At 57.6% G+C, this 14,623-nt stretch carries 10 protein-coding genes and 2 rRNA genes; 8 read left to right on the forward strand and 4 right to left on the reverse strand.

The window, feature by feature from the left end:
* The first annotated feature begins 539 nt into the window (after window positions 1–539).
* From BLJAPNOD_RS05105 to BLJAPNOD_RS05125, 5 genes are all read left to right on the forward strand, one after another.
* Window positions 540–3,335: ribosomal RNA gene (locus tag BLJAPNOD_RS05105) — 23S ribosomal RNA — on the forward strand.
* Between the two features lie 205 nt (window positions 3,336–3,540).
* A 5S ribosomal RNA gene (rrf, locus tag BLJAPNOD_RS05110) occupies window positions 3,541–3,655 on the forward strand.
* Between the two features lie 217 nt (window positions 3,656–3,872).
* Entirely contained in the window at window positions 3,873–5,477 is a 1,605-nt protein-coding gene (locus BLJAPNOD_RS05115) for a bifunctional aspartate transaminase/aspartate 4-decarboxylase (protein ID WP_115419119.1), read from the forward strand.
* 202 nt (window positions 5,478–5,679) lie between these two features.
* Window positions 5,680–6,936, forward strand: coding sequence for a DUF2092 domain-containing protein (locus BLJAPNOD_RS05120; RefSeq protein ID WP_077502280.1), 1,257 nt, complete (start codon window positions 5,680–5,682; stop codon window positions 6,934–6,936).
* Window positions 6,933–7,145, forward strand: a complete 213-nt coding sequence (locus BLJAPNOD_RS05125; RefSeq protein ID WP_115419120.1) for a hypothetical protein — start codon at window positions 6,933–6,935, stop codon at window positions 7,143–7,145. Before BLJAPNOD_RS05120 ends, BLJAPNOD_RS05125 begins: the two co-directional genes overlap by 4 nt.
* 238 nt (window positions 7,146–7,383) lie before the next feature.
* Here BLJAPNOD_RS05125 and BLJAPNOD_RS05130 read toward each other — a convergent pair whose 3' ends face one another.
* Together BLJAPNOD_RS05130 and BLJAPNOD_RS05135 are read right to left on the reverse strand one after the other, a co-directional pair.
* Window positions 7,384–7,755, reverse strand: coding sequence for a hypothetical protein (locus tag BLJAPNOD_RS05130; protein WP_034798318.1), 372 nt, complete (start codon window positions 7,753–7,755; stop codon window positions 7,384–7,386).
* A 45-nt stretch (window positions 7,756–7,800) separates the two neighbouring features.
* Entirely contained in the window at window positions 7,801–8,061 is a 261-nt protein-coding gene (locus BLJAPNOD_RS05135) for a hypothetical protein (protein ID WP_115419121.1), read from the reverse strand.
* Between the two features lie 139 nt (window positions 8,062–8,200).
* Here BLJAPNOD_RS05135 and BLJAPNOD_RS05140 point away from each other — a divergent pair, with 139 nt between their 5' ends.
* From BLJAPNOD_RS05140 to ppk2, 3 genes are all read left to right on the forward strand, one after another.
* Complete coding sequence (locus BLJAPNOD_RS05140) at window positions 8,201–9,961, forward strand: hypothetical protein (protein ID WP_115419122.1); 1,761 nt, start codon at window positions 8,201–8,203, stop codon at window positions 9,959–9,961.
* 168 nt (window positions 9,962–10,129) lie between these two features.
* Window positions 10,130–11,878, forward strand: a complete 1,749-nt coding sequence (locus tag BLJAPNOD_RS05145; protein ID WP_115419123.1) for a SulP family inorganic anion transporter — start codon at window positions 10,130–10,132, stop codon at window positions 11,876–11,878.
* Window positions 11,879–11,881: 3 nt separating this feature from the next.
* Window positions 11,882–12,715 (forward strand): polyphosphate kinase 2, encoded by an 834-nt coding sequence (gene ppk2, locus BLJAPNOD_RS05150; RefSeq protein ID WP_077502276.1) that lies wholly within the window; start codon window positions 11,882–11,884, stop codon window positions 12,713–12,715.
* A gap of 40 nt (window positions 12,716–12,755) precedes the next feature.
* Here the strand turns inward: ppk2 and BLJAPNOD_RS05155 are convergent, their stop codons facing one another.
* Together BLJAPNOD_RS05155 and BLJAPNOD_RS05160 are read right to left on the reverse strand one after the other, a co-directional pair.
* Window positions 12,756–13,877 carry an AI-2E family transporter gene (locus tag BLJAPNOD_RS05155; RefSeq protein ID WP_115419124.1) on the reverse strand — a complete coding sequence of 374 codons (1,122 nt, stop codon included), beginning with the start codon at window positions 13,875–13,877 and terminating at the stop codon, window positions 12,756–12,758.
* A 103-nt stretch (window positions 13,878–13,980) separates the two neighbouring features.
* Window positions 13,981–14,451, reverse strand: coding sequence for a hypothetical protein (locus BLJAPNOD_RS05160; protein WP_115419125.1), 471 nt, complete (start codon window positions 14,449–14,451; stop codon window positions 13,981–13,983).
* Window positions 14,452–14,623: the final 172 nt, after the last annotated feature.

Raw genomic sequence — 14,623 nt, forward strand, 5'->3', positions numbered from 1 at the left:
TGATGCCTGTTCTGATTACATTGTGAAGAGAAGATATGTCTGGAAGCTTCCAGGTGTTGAAGATGGTCGAAAGATCGTTGGAGACGTCCGAGCCCAGTCCTTATGAAACCATGGAAGGTCTAGCCGACCGGATATGGAAGAGGGGCTGGAGGTAGGAAGGAAGCCTTGTCCTCAAGACATGGATGTTGTTTGGGTGCTCTTTGGAGTGCCCTTCTGGTGTTCATGTTGGATTGGTGTTGCCTGACCGCGCATCACCGGACAGATCTCGAGAAGCTGGTCTTAAGACAGGCTGCAAGTGAACCGCTCGGCGTGGTTCCAATAAAGCAGGCCTGTCGAACACGTCGATGGCATTGTTAGAAAGCGCGATTGTAAAAGGTAATCGCGCAAAGCTGGTCTGGTGACTGAAAGGTCTCCGGACTTTGACTGTTTCGGCACACTGAGAGGTGTCCGCATAGTCAGGTTTGGCACCCCTTCGAGCGCAAGCGAGGAGGATAGGTTTGCCAGACCAAGCAAAGACGATGAGCATTGGCAATGAGAACGATCAAGTGAAAGAAGGGCATTTGGTGGATGCCTTGGCATGCACAGGCGATGAAGGACGTGATACGCTGCGATAAGCCGTGGGGAGCTGCGAATAAGCTTTGATCCATGGATCTCCGAATGGGGAAACCCACCTTAAATACTTGGAAAATTTAAGTCGTGCTTTGGTACGGCTTAGGTTTCCAAGTATTGTTTAAAGGTATCTTGCTCTGAATACATAGGGGTAAGAAGCGAACGCAGGGAACTGAAACATCTAAGTACCTGCAGGAAAGGACATCAACCGAGACTCCGCAAGTAGTGGCGAGCGAACGCGGACCAGGCCAGTGGCACTGAGGAATAAAGTGGAACGACATGGAAAGGTCGGCCGTAGAGGGTGATAGCCCCTTACACGTAGAACACTCAGTGTCCTTGAGTAAGGCGGGACACGTGAAATCCTGTCTGAACATGGGGAGACCACTCTCCAAGCCTAAGTACTCGTGCATGACCGATAGCGAACAAGTACCGTGAGGGAAAGGTGAAAAGCACCCCGACAAGGGGAGTGAAATAGAACCTGAAACCGGATGCCTACAAACAGTCGGAGCCCGCAAGGGTGACGGCGTACCTTTTGTATAATGGGTCAACGACTTAGTGTGACGAGCAAGCTTAAGCCGATAGGTGAAGGCGCAGCGAAAGCGAGTCTGAATAGGGCGTTCAGTTCGTCGCATTAGACCCGAAACCGAGTGATCTAGCCATGAGCAGGTTGAAGGTTGGGTAACACCAACTGGAGGACCGAACCCGCATCTGTTGCAATAGATTGGGATGACTTGTGGCTAGGGGTGAAAGGCCAATCAAACTCGGAAATAGCTGGTTCTCCGCGAAAACTATTTAGGTAGTGCGTCGACCGAATACCCTCGGGGGTAGAGCACTGGATGGGCTATGGGGACTCACCGTCTTACTGATCCTAACCAAACTCCGAATACCGAGGAGTACTAGTCGGCAGACACACGGCGGGTGCTAACGTCCGTCGTGAAGAGGGCAACAACCCTGACCTCCAGCTAAGGTCCCCAAGTCATGGCTAAGTGGGAAAGGATGTGAGGATCCCAAAACAACCAGGATGTTGGCTTAGAAGCAGCCATCATTTAAAGAAAGCGTAACAGCTCACTGGTCTAATTAAGGGTCTTTGCGCCGAAAATGTAACGGGGCTAAAGCCATGCACCGAAGCTGAGGATACGTCGCAAGACGTGTGGTAGCGGAGCGTTCCGTAAGCCTGTGAAGGGATACCTGTGAGGGGTCCTGGAGGTATCGGAAGTGCGAATGTTGACATGAGTAACGATAAAGAGGGTGAGAGACCCTCTCGCCGAAAGACCAAGGGTTCCTGCTTAAAGTTAATCTGAGCAGGGTTAGCCGGCCCCTAAGACGAGGCGGACACGCGTAGTCGATGGGAACCACGTTAATATTCGTGGGCCTGGTGGTAGTGACGGATTGCTTAACTTGTACGCTCTTATTGGATTGGGTGTGCAGGGACGCGGTTCCAGGAAATAGCTCCACCGTATAGACCGTACCCGAAACCGACACAGGTGGTCAGGTAGAGTATACCAAGGCGCTTGAGAGAACTATGCTGAAGGAACTCGGCAAATTGCACGCGTAACTTCGGAAGAAGCGTGACCCTTTTTTACGCAAGTAAGAAAGGGTGGCACAGACCAGGGGGTAGCGACTGTTTATCAAAAACACAGGGCTCTGCGAAGTCGCAAGACGACGTATAGGGTCTGACGCCTGCCCGGTGCTGGAAGGTTAAGAGGAGGGGTGCAAGCTCTGAATCGAAGCCCCAGTAAACGGCGGCCGTAACTATAACGGTCCTAAGGTAGCGAAATTCCTTGTCGGGTAAGTTCCGACCTGCACGAATGGCGTAACGACTTCCCCGCTGTCTCCAGCATAGACTCAGTGAAATTGAATTCCCCGTGAAGATGCGGGGTTCCTGCGGTCAGACGGAAAGACCCCGTGCACCTTTACTATAGCTTTACACTGGCATTCGTGTCGGCATGTGTAGGATAGGTGGTAGGCTTTGAAGCAGGGACGCCAGTTCTTGTGGAGCCATCCTTGAAATACCACCCTTATCGTCATGGATGTCTAACCGCGGTCCGTTATCCGGATCCGGGACAGTGTATGGTGGGTAGTTTGACTGGGGCGGTCGCCTCCGAAAGAGTAACGGAGGCGCGCGATGGTGGGCTCAGACCGGTCGGAAATCGGTCGTCGAGTGCAATGGCATAAGCCCGCCTGACTGCGAGACTGACAAGTCGAGCAGAGACGAAAGTCGGTCATAGTGATCCGGTGGTCCCGCGTGGAAGGGCCATCGCTCAACGGATAAAAGGTACGCCGGGGATAACAGGCTGATGACCCCCAAGAGTCCATATCGACGGGGTTGTTTGGCACCTCGATGTCGGCTCATCGCATCCTGGGGCTGGAGCAGGTCCCAAGGGTTTGGCTGTTCGCCAATTAAAGCGGTACGTGAGCTGGGTTCAGAACGTCGTGAGACAGTTCGGTCCCTATCTGCCGTGGGTGTAGGAATATTGACAGGATCTGTCCCTAGTACGAGAGGACCGGGATGGACATATCTCTGGTGGACCTGTTGTCCTGCCAAGGGCATAGCAGGGTAGCTATATATGGAATGGATAACCGCTGAAGGCATCTAAGCGGGAAACCAACCTGAAAACGAGTATTCCCTTGAGAACCGTGGAAGACTACCACGTTGATAGGCTGGGTGTGGAAGTGCGGCAACGCATGAAGCTTACCAGTACTAATCGTTCGATTGGCTTGATCGTTCCCATTGCTCATGCTCATCATTCCAGATGATGAGCTAACGCGCCAAAAAGGCGCGACGGCCTTTGGCCTTGCGGAGCTGACGCTCCGAACAAGTGACCAAAGCACCGTATAAAGACGTGTTCAAATCAAAGAGGTGGCATCACCACCTCACCAGCTTCTCAATTCGGTTTGCGTCCGCTAGACGCAAATCTTGCGCTTTGCCGACCTGGTGGTTCTGGCGGGGTGGCTGCACCCGTTCCCATTCCGAACACGGCCGTGAAACGCCCCAGCGCCGATGGTACTTCGTCTTAAGACGCGGGAGAGTAGGTCGCTGCCAGGTCTGCAAAACGCAAGATAAAAACGAACCCACTCCCTCGACCAGGAGACCGCCGACCTTCAGGATAGCTTCGCTGTTCTGGGCGGCGCCAGAATAAAGTTCTGAAGCATCTGCCGGCAGCAGGCTGCCGGCCGTGCCACACGATCATCGTGCATTCGTTCACTTTTGTTTCGACTTGGCCGCTTCGGCGGACCTTGCAGTTCACAGGGAGGAATGAGTTATGCCAGAGATCGACTATCGCGAATACGAGAAGATGAGCCCGTTCGAAATCAAGGACGGTCTCATGAAGCTTGCCAAGCGCAGCGCGCAGAAATCCACGAATGCCCTGCTCAATGCCGGCCGCGGAAATCCGAACTGGATCGCGACCACGCCGCGCGAGGGGTTCTTCCTCTTCGGTCAGTTCGCTCTGTCCGAAAGCCGGCGGACCATGGACAACCCGGCTGCGGGCCTCGGCGGCATGCCCCAGATGAAGGGCATCGCCGCGCGCCTCGACGCGTGGCTGGCAAAGCATGCCGATGACCCAGGCGCCGACTTCCTGTCGAGGATGGTCGAGCACGGCGTCAAGATGTTCGGTTTCGATGCCGACGCCTTCGTTTTCGAACTGACGGACTCCATCATTGGCGACAACTATCCCGTCCCGGACCGGATGCTGGTGCATGCCGAGCAGATCGCGCACCGTTACCTGATGTGGGCGATGGGCGCGAATGCGCCGGTCGGCAAATTCGATCTCTACGCCGTGGAAGGCGGCACCGCGGCGATGTGCTACATCTTCAAGTCGCTGATCGCCAATCGCATCCTCAAGAAGGGTGACACGATCGCGATGGGAACGCCGATTTTTACGCCCTATATCGAGATTGCCGAACTCGAGGACTATGCGTTCAAGGCCGTCCATGTCAGGGCGACGCAGGAGCACCGCTTCCAGTATTCCGACGAGGAGATCCAAAAGCTCGAGGACCCGAAGATCAAGGCATTCTTCGTCGTCAATCCGGGCAACCCGACGTCGATGGCAATCGATCCCCAGACGATGAAAAAGCTGGTCAACCTTGTCAAAACCAAGCGGCCGGACCTCATCCTTCTGACCGACGACGTCTACGGGACGTTCGTGCCGGATTTCCGCTCGCTGATGTGCGAGCTGCCTTACAACACCATCTGCGTCTATTCCTATTCGAAGTATTTCGGCTGCACCGGCTGGCGTCTCGGCGTCATCGGCATCAACGAGAAGAACATTCTCGACGATCTCTTGACCAAGCTCCCGGCAAAGGAGCTGGAGGCGCTGGACGATCGATACCGCTCGATCACGCTCGAGCCGCGCAAGCTGAAGATGATCGACCGTATCGTTGCCGATAGCCGCGACGTCGCTCTCAATCACACCGCGGGGCTGTCGTTGCCGCAACAGGTGATGATGACCCTGTTCTCCATCAGCGAGCTGATGGACACCGACAAGGCTTACCAGAAGGCGTGCATGGCGATCTGTCATGATCGGGTCAACATGCTGCTTGAGGGACTACCGCTCGACCTGCAGCCGAATGCAAATTTTGCCGGCTACTATGGAACGATCGATTTCGAGTTCTGGCTGCGCAAATATGTCGGCGAGGAGATGGTGACCTGGCTGAAGGCGAATGTGCACCCGCTCGACCTGGTCTACCGGCTGGCGGAGGATCATTCGATCGTACTGCTCAATGGCGGTGGCTTCGATGCGCCGAACTGGAGTGTGCGCGTTTCCTTCGCCAATCTTCCCGACGACGCTTACGACGACATTGGTCGCGGCGTCCGCGCGGTCGGACGCGGCTACGTGGATACGTTCAACGCGCTGAAAGGCAAGTAAGCCACTCCTTTCGGCATGAGGCAGATCTGCCAACTGCAGTTCGCAAAAGGATGCGAACCGCTCTCGCTGCGCGAGTCACAGCCTCGGCTCGCGTCGGCGCAAGACATCCGACGAGGTATCTACAGTCAGACGTAAATGTTGTTCGAAACAACAAGCAGTGCGCGATAGTCAAATTCACATGTTTGGGAGAAGGATTCATTCGATGCTCAGCACATCCACAAAGATGCACGAACACAAGGGAAACAAAGGGAGCGGGCACACAGCCGGTGGAGTCACGTCGTGGCACCGCGGGATGGTCAGACCAATGCTCCTGACGATTGCCCTTCTGGCGGCCGCCCCCAGCTTCGCTCAGACCATGCAGGATCCACCCAGGCAATACAGCAGAGAAGCGATGGAACAGGCTCTGCAGACAAGAGAACAGTACGACGTTCACGGTTTGCGCTTCGCCATATCGAATGCGACACTGCGACCTGGAGCGGACGGTCTTCTTGATGACATCGCAACCGCGCTCAAGAATTTCCCCGAATGGGGCCTGAGAATTGTCGGCCATACCGATTCCAGCGGGAATGAGGAGACCAACCTGCGCCTGTCCACCGAGCGTGCAGAAGTCATCAAGGCGGCTCTCGTCGAGCGCGGCATCGATGCTGCCAGGCTGACGGCGGGAGGCGTTGGGCAGGCCCGGCCGATCGCCAGCAATGAAACCGCCAACGGCCGGGCTCTCAACCGTCGCGTCGAGCTCGTCCGGATCACCGACTCGGCCGAAGCCAAGAAACTGCTCAAGGCCATGACCGACTACCTGGCGTCTCAGAATGCCCTGTCGTTCGCCTATGATTCCAATTTCCAGGTCGTTACCAACAGCGATCAGAAACTCGGACTGGCAAGCTCGGGGACGGTGACCCTCAGTCGGCCCGACAAGGTACACACGACCCGTTCGGGCGGTTTTGTCGATAGCGAGGCGCTCTTCGATGGAAAGACGCTGACCCTCCTGGGCAAGAACCTCAACAAATATACGCAGGTCGAAATTCCAGGCACGGTCGATCATCTGATCGACGAGCTGAAGGACAAGTATGATTTGCCCTTGCCGGCCGCCGACCTGTTGTTGACCGGCGCATATGACGCGTTGATGGAGGGGGTGTATGATTCCAAGGACCTGGGAAGCGGTGTCATCAATGGCACGGAGTGCGATTCTCTCGCCTTCCGCAAGGACGATGTCGATTTCCAGATCTGGATCGCTCACGGGGCACAACCCTATCCCTGCCGGCTGGTCATAACCTCCGGGCAGGTGAAGGGCGGACCTGAGTACAGCGTCCAGATCAGGGATTGGAAATCCGGGGATGCCGTTGCGCCCGGTGATTTCGGCTTCAAGAATGCGACGAATGCCGAAAAAATCGATGTGAACGACCTCAAACACAGCCTGGGTGAATTGCCAGAGAACTTCATGGTAGGAGACAAGAAATGACCTTCCTTAAGCGCGCAGGAATCATCTGTCTTGTTTGGGCAGCCTTACTTGGTGTCGGCGATCTGGCGAAGGAGGCGCCAATGCTGGCGATCCCAACCTTCACTTCGGATGCCGTTGCCAAAGTCGGCCGGCCGCTCACCCCGGTCAGCGTGGCCGGTGCCGCGCGGCGCACGACCCGACGTTGTGCCACCGGCGTCTACAATTGCTAGAAGGTCGTGTGGTTGCACGGCAGATCTGGCCGATCTGGGGCAGCAGTCCGGACGTCGACACCATTCGTTCCGGAAAGTCTCAAGGTCGGCCAGCTCGTCTCCGACAGTCTTGCCGTCACGGGCGGCGGGCGCAGCATAGCGCGCATTTTCAGGAGACGTGCGAAGCGGGGTTCCCTCGGGAAATGCTTGGAAACAAAGAGATGGAGCGCGTCTGCGGCCTCATTCAAACCGAGCGAAGCTAGATGTCATGAGCCTGGTCGACTATCGCCTGGTAGAAAATGTTTGCGGCCTGCTGCGGGGTCCTTGCCTCAAACCAGATTGGCTTTGTCGCTGCGTTGGATGATCGGCGTGACAGCGGCCGGCTCAAGCGTTTGGCCTCATAGATTGCGCAAGCGCATTTTGCGTTGGGGTTCAGAGCGATTTCCAGAATCCCTGACGGCGGGGACGATACGTCGTCGAAGATTTGCACCAGGTAGCCCTTGAATGCACCGCTATCATTGCGCCCTTCGATCTCTCGAAGCAGCGAGGGATGCAGCTCAATCTGGTAGATGGGCTGGGGCTGTGTCCAATATGGTCCGGTGCCGGTAATGCCGCCGCTGATGCTGGTCATTTGCGGTCCTCGCGTTCCCGTCGGCCGGTCAGCTTGGCCTTGCAGCTATCGCAAGCTCTGCTCAATCTCTGAAGCCAGGCTTTCAATCATGCCTTCGAACTCGGCTCGACGTTCGTCACGCAGATGGAGAGGTAGTCTGTCAACGCACGCAAGGGCGTCTTCGACTGCCGCCAGGTCGGCGCAGATCCCGCGAAAGCTCTCGTCCCTGAGCAGCAGCCTCCTGATTTCCAGCGATCGTGACGGAAAGCGGCGTGTCACTGCCGCCAAACCCTGCAAATCTTCTACTGCGCGAGAACTCTTGTCCATCCTGGTCCTCCGATTGCAGCGGTGACCCGATACGTGTGTACATCCTTGTATTGTGATATTGTTTCCTGGGGCACGTAAATTACCGGAGCATACGAGAAGCCGTAGCGGTTGCCTGCCCAACCTGACACAGGGGGAGGAGATGACGCTTGCCATCAGACCGGCTGCCGCTGATGAAGCCGAAACTATTCCGAGTGCGGATGAGATACGGGCGCAACTCGATCGAATAAGGTCCAGTGCCGAGTTCGACACGCCCGAACGCGCCCGCAAATTTCTGGGCTACGTCATTGAAGAGGCGATCGCAGGCAGGTCCGGGCGAATTAAGGCGTACACGATCGCCACAGAGGTTTTCGGGAGAGAGGCTTCGTTCGATGCGCAAGCCGATCCAGCCGTACGCATCGAGGCCGGGCGGGTGCGCCGCGCGCTCGAACGCTATTATCTGGTCGCTGGTCGTGAGGACCCGGTCGTCATATCGATGCCGAAGGGCGGATATGTCCCCACATTTGCCCGACGCATCCCGACAAAGTCGGACAGCGGCGGTGAGCCTGGCGCCGAGCGGCGACTGCTGTGGCTCGATTCACGCTGGGTGACCTTCGGCGTTGCCGTATTTGCGTTGATCACATTGATCGTTGCCATCGTGCCGAGGCTGACGGCCTTGCCGGCGGTCGAGGCTGAAAGTGCTGCAATGACGCAATCCAAAATCCGACCGGATATCCCGCGCCTGTTGGTCGAGCCTTTTGAAGACCTGTCCGATGGTCAACTCTCGTCCACAATCGCCCGCGGGCTGACGGATGAGGTTATCGCTCAGATTGCCAAATTCAAGGAGATCGTGGTCGTGGCGCAGCGCGGATCCGAGCTGCCGGACACTAACGCTCCTGGTTCGAAGCCACCTGCCTACGCCTTGCAAGGCACCGTGCGGCTCGACGACACCAAATTGAGATTGGGCGTTCGGCTGGTTCAGCGGTCCGATCAGTCAATCATCTGGGCAAGCAATTACGACGAGGCTCTTGATGTCGGCAACCTCCTGACAATTGAAGCGGAGGTCGCTCGGTCGGTGGCAACGGCATTGGCCCAACCTTACGGAATCATTTTCCAGGCAGATGCGACGGGCCAGGCCCAATCACCGCCTCAGGATTGGGAGGCCTATGCCTGCACGCTTGCCTATTACGGTTATCGGGCAGACCTTGATCCACAAACGCACGCCTCCGTCCAGAGTTGCTTGCAGAAGGCGGTCGCGCGGTTTCCGAACTATGCGACCGCGTGGGCACTTCTTTCCTTGACCTACATCGACGAGCTTCGCTTTCGCTACCGCTTCGAACGGACGTCGCCGGTCTCGCTCGGTCGTGCCGTCGAGGCGGCCACGCGGGCCGTTGAACTCGATCCGCAGAATGTACGCGCTCTGCAGGCAGAGATGCTCGGGCTTTTCTTCCGAGGGCAAATCGAACCGGCACTGAAGGTCGGTGCACGCGCGATGACCATCAATCCGAACGATACCGAGCTTGCCGGTGAGTATGGCTTCCGCCTTGCCCTATCGGGTCAATGGCCGGAAGGCTGCAAGTTGGTCGGCGCAGCTGTCGAGCGAAATCCGGGTCCCCTCGGTTACTTCGAAACGGCCTTGGCGGTCTGTTCGTACATTTCAGGTGACTATCGAGCGGCCGAACGATGGGCGAGGCTCGCAAATTTGCAGGCGAATCCAATCTATCATCTGATCCTGCTCGCGATCCTTGGCCGGGCCGGGCAGGCCGAGGAAGCGGCCGTGGAATTAAAATGGCTCCACACCAATGCGCCGGAACTCCTGCGGGATATCCGCCGTGAGATAGCCATGCGGGTCTACCGTCCCAGCGACCAGGCGAAATTCGTCGAGGGCCTGCGTCAGGCGGGTTTAGCAGTGGCTGAGCAGTAGGTTAGCGAGGTCGCTATGACGAATGTGTCCGGGAACACTCGATACTACACGATGCTACAAGCACGCCCACGCGTTGGGCGATATGTTTGACGCGTCGGCAAAATCCCGCGGGCTCGATAGGTCGCAGTAGCTCGAATGCATATCGTTTGACCTGTGAGGGAGTGCGCAATGAGCAATCGCTTTCACGTGCCGGTCTTCTCAGGGTTCGGTGGCTTCCGCGCCGCTTGGCTCCCTAGCGACATTTCGGCCGGGTTGGCGATAGCGGCGGTGGGGCTTCCCAGCGCCATTGCCTATCCGGCGATTGCCGGCCTGCCTCCCGAGACCGGGCTTTATGCCAGCATCGCTGCCCCGGTCGCTTACGCCGTCTTCGGGCCGTCGCATCGAATGATCGTCGGGCCTGACGCCGGCACCATGACGGTGCTTGCAGCCGCGACGGCGTCGGTTATTGCCGCGATGCCGGCAGCCGCATCATATGATCGTGCCGCTATCGCCGCTGTGTTGGCCCTGGCGGTTGGCGGGTGCTGTCTCGCCGCGCGTCTCTTACGCCTCGGCGTGCTTGCAACTTTCCTGTCCAGGCCAATTCTGGTCGGCTTCTTCGCAGGCATTTCTCTTTCCATACTTGTCGGTCAGATCGGCCGTTTCACAGGCGTCTCCATCGAAGCCGATGGCCTTTTCCAGCCGTTCCTCGAACTCCTGCAAAAGAGTGCGGACATCCATTGGCCGTCGCTCATGCTTGCGGGAACAATGTTCGTTCTATTGCAGATAGCGGCGGCGTTGCGTCTTCCGGTACCCGGCCCCGTCATCGCAATCGTCGTTTCGGTGGCCCTGTCGGCCGCGCTCGATCTCAAGGGCATGGGCGTCGCGGTGGTCGGTGATATTCCCTCGACCGTCCCACATTTTTCAATGCCGTCGATTTCGGTGTTTCCCTTGGGCGAGGTTCTGCTCGGTGCAGCGGCGATCTTTCTCGTTAGCTTCGGCTCGGGCATCGTGACGGCACGCAGCTTCTCAACACGCACCGGGGAGCACGTGGATGCAAACCGGGAACTTGTGGGGCTGGGTGCCGCCAATGTGGCAGCGGCGGTGTTCGGTGCGTTCCCAGTCAGCATGTCCGACTCGCGAACGGCCATCAATTTGTCGGTGGGCGGCAAATCACAATTGGCCGGCCTTGTATCGGCAACCGCCCTTCTGGTGACATTGCTGTACCTCAGTCGCGCGCTCAACATACTGCCAACCCCGACACTCGGTGCAATCCTGGCTGCCGCTGCCATCAGCCTGATCGACGTCCGGGAACTGCGCCAGATCTGGCGCGTAAGCCGTGCGGAGTTCGTTTTCGCACTTGTCACCATGTGGGGTGCCATCAGCCTGGGCGTCCTGAACGGTGTGGTCATCGCCATCGCGGCCACCTTGGCCTATCTTTTGCTCAAGATGATGTTTCCACGCGATGCGCTCCTTGGCAGACGTCAAGGACGTGATGGCTTCTACAAGCTTCACCGCACGCCCGATGCCAGGCCCGTGCCGGGTTTTGCAGTCTGCATGATTCAAGGCAGCCTGCTGTTTTTCAATGCCGACTACGTCCAGTCGCGCATACGAACAATTGTTGACGAACTGCCAGAGGACACCCGCTGGTTCGTGCTCGACGCCAGTGCTGTCGTTCAAATCGACAGCACTGCCGCCGTCATGCTGGACGGCGTTCGCGATGATCTCGCGCGGCAGGGCACGACATTCGTCCTCGCCGAGCTTCACGCGGAAGTCAGGGATCTGCTGGAACGAGCCGGCGTGCTCCAACGGATCGGCAAGGCATTTGTGTTCGATGACCTCGACGACGCTCTTCGCGCCTTTGAGACAGAGCAATCGAGAATAATTCCACAGGAGACGACCGGCACGGCAGGCTTGCAAACTCAACATCAGGAGGAATGAACAATGGACAAGAAGATCGACAAGGCCATGCACAAGAATGGCGAAAGCAAGAAGCAGAAGACGGCACGTTACGAAAAGGAGCTGGCGCACCTGCAGGTCGAGCTCGCGCATCTGCAGGCCTGGGTGGTAAAATCGGGCGCGCGGATTGTGATCATCTTCGAGGGGCGGGATGCCGCCGGCAAGGGTGGCACCATCCGGCGTCTCACCGAACACGTCAGTCCGCGCGTCTTTCGTGTGGTCGCGTTGCCAGCGCCGACGGATCGAGAGAAAACCCAGATGTATATGCAGCGTTACATTGCCCTTTTGCCTGCTGCCGGCGAGATTCTCATTCTGGATCGTAGTTGGTACAACAGACCGGGCGTCGAACGTGTGATGGGATTTTGCACCGAGAAACAGGCGCGCAGGTTCCTCGAACTCGCCTCGCGTTTCGAGACTGCGATCGTCGAAAGCGGCGTGACTTTGCTCAAGTATTTTCTAACAGTCAGCGAGGAAGAGCAGGAACGACGTTTCCGTCGCAGGATCGAAGACCCGTTGCGGCAATGGAAACTAAGCCCGATGGATATCGAATCCTATCAACGCTGGTGGGACTACACGCGGGCGTACGATGAGATGATCCGAATGACGGACAGTCGGCACGCACCCTGGTGGATCGTTCCGTCGGACGACAAGAAGCGCGCGCGCATCAATTGTATCAGCCACATTCTGAAGTCTATCCCCTATGAGAAGGTCAAGTTCAAAGAGCCGGACCTGGGCAAACGGCAGAAGAGACCCGACGGATTTGTCGAGGACGCCTCTCCACGCAACTACGTGCCCGAGGTATTCGACGTGCAGTCATGAGCCTTTTCATGGAGGGGCTCCGGCTGGAGGAGGCCCAAGGTTATGCCTTGGGCTCCTGCTGTTGCGCTTCGCCTCCGGCCCGTAGCCAGACCAGCAGCAGATCATAAAAGACGCTGAGCACGATCGGTCCGAGGAACAGGCCTATAAGCCCGTAGGACAGCGTGCCTCCAAGCACGCCGATAAGGATAACCAGCATCGGAGTGGACAGGCCACGAGCCACCAGAATCGGCTTCATGATGTTGTCGATCAATGCGATAGGCACGAGCAGAAGTGTGAAGATGAGCGCTGGGCCAACTTCGAGCTTGAACCAGCCCCAGATGATGAGTGGCAGAAGCACGGGCGCCGGGCCGACTTGGACGATGCAGAGGATGAGGACGGCAAAGGCAATCAGGCCGGTCATCGGTATATCGAATAGACGCAGCACGATGGCGCACAGGAATGCCTGGATGAGTGCGACCCCGATGACCCCTCTTGCTACGTTTCTGATGGTAGAGGTCGTCATCTTGACGAACCCGAGGCCCCTTTGGCCGGCAATGCGCTCGGCAAACGTCTTTACCGTCTCGGCGATACGGGGGCCGGGCCGGAACAGGAAGCCTGAAACAAGCACCGCCACCACAAAGCTCAACAGGCCGGCGCCGATGCTCGCCAAAAGCCCGACTGCAGTCCCGCTCATTTGCAGAAGGGACGGCTCGAGTTGCTTGATCAGGGCGTCGAGATTGTTCGAGGCAAGCATCCAATTTGCATAAACCCGTTCGCCGATCAGCGGCCAGTCGCGGACGCTTTCGGCCGGCGATGGCACAACGATACCGCCCGCCTCGAATTTTGTGAAAAGCGCCTGCGCTGCCTCCGCCGAGCCGAAGAGGATGGCAGCAAGCGGACCGATGATGATGGCCAGGTTGATCAGGGTAATGAGAAGTGCGGCAAGCCGACCACGACCGCCGAGCATGGCGCGAAGCCGTGCATAGGCGGGAAAGAGTGCGACGGTGAGAATGCTCGCCCAGACTGCAATGATGGCAAAGGGCGCAACGAGCGTGAGCGACCAATAGGCGAAAAGCCCGACGATCCCCAGCCTGACAAAATCCGTGATCCGCGTCTCGATCGCGGGGAGCGTGCTTTTCGTCTCCTCGACGCGCTCGTCATTGCGAGTTCTGTCTTCGTCCATTCTCGCGCCCCCGCGGCTGATCGTGCTTGATCGGAAATCTGCGTCTGCATTGCGCTGCTGGTAAACGTTGCCTGCTAGAGAGGGAGCACTGTTGTGGTTGGTGCTAGGCGATAGGCTGTTCCCAGTTCAGGATGAAGCCGATGTCGCCAGGCACGCCGCCCGGGAAACTGATGACCATCGCCTTCAAGCGGTAGCCCTGCGGCTGCAGGTTCAGTTTGAAGCCGTCGTACAATTCCTTTGCCTTGCCTTGCAGCGTCTCAGGCCAATCCGGTTGGCTGTTGTTGATCGCGCGACCGCTGTCGGTGCAGAAATCCGACGAAAAACTGTAGACGAGCGCCTCCATCTTTCCGTCGGCGACCGCCCTCATGACGACCTTTCGGATGATTGCCCGCTCTTCTTCGCTGACATGCGACTTGAAGAATTCATCGGTGACCTTGGCATACTCCTCCCGCTGCCGCGCCCTGATCGCGTCTTCACGATCCATCTCGGCCAGTTGCTTCTCCAACAGCTGCTTCCGCAAATCTGATGCACTTGGCACGGGGGCATTGGGGTTCGACCCTTTTGCTTCGCTCATTTCGTCACTCCCTTGCGCGTTTGAACATTGAGAGGATAGGCTCGGCGTCGGTGAAGGCAGAGTAAGATACCGTAGTATACCCGCGGATCGACCAACTCGTCTTCCGGCTTTTACGTTCGTAATGGTCGTACGCCGGGCAGTCTTGGCGAAGTTCCTTGACGATCATGCGACG

It is taken from the genome of Ensifer sp. M14 (assembly GCF_003355565.1).
Classification (GTDB): Bacteria; Pseudomonadota; Alphaproteobacteria; order Rhizobiales; family Rhizobiaceae; genus Ensifer.

Excerpts from the sequence above, each read along its gene's own strand:
- BLJAPNOD_RS05115 (WP_115419119.1), top strand. The coding sequence starts at position 3,873 with ATGCCAGAGATCGACTATCGCGAATACGAGAAGATGAGCCCGTTCGAA.
- BLJAPNOD_RS05120 (WP_077502280.1), top strand. The coding sequence starts at position 5,680 with ATGCTCAGCACATCCACAAAGATGCACGAACACAAGGGAAACAAAGGG.
- BLJAPNOD_RS05125 (WP_115419120.1), top strand. The coding sequence starts at position 6,933 with ATGACCTTCCTTAAGCGCGCAGGAATCATCTGTCTTGTTTGGGCAGCC.
- BLJAPNOD_RS05130 (WP_034798318.1), bottom strand. The coding sequence starts at position 7,755 with ATGACCAGCATCAGCGGCGGCATTACCGGCACCGGACCATATTGGACA.
- BLJAPNOD_RS05135 (WP_115419121.1), bottom strand. The coding sequence starts at position 8,061 with ATGGACAAGAGTTCTCGCGCAGTAGAAGATTTGCAGGGTTTGGCGGCA.
- BLJAPNOD_RS05140 (WP_115419122.1), top strand. The coding sequence starts at position 8,201 with ATGACGCTTGCCATCAGACCGGCTGCCGCTGATGAAGCCGAAACTATT.
- BLJAPNOD_RS05145 (WP_115419123.1), top strand. The coding sequence starts at position 10,130 with ATGAGCAATCGCTTTCACGTGCCGGTCTTCTCAGGGTTCGGTGGCTTC.
- ppk2 (WP_077502276.1), top strand. The coding sequence starts at position 11,882 with ATGGACAAGAAGATCGACAAGGCCATGCACAAGAATGGCGAAAGCAAG.
- BLJAPNOD_RS05155 (WP_115419124.1), bottom strand. The coding sequence starts at position 13,877 with ATGGACGAAGACAGAACTCGCAATGACGAGCGCGTCGAGGAGACGAAA.
- BLJAPNOD_RS05160 (WP_115419125.1), bottom strand. The coding sequence starts at position 14,451 with ATGAGCGAAGCAAAAGGGTCGAACCCCAATGCCCCCGTGCCAAGTGCA.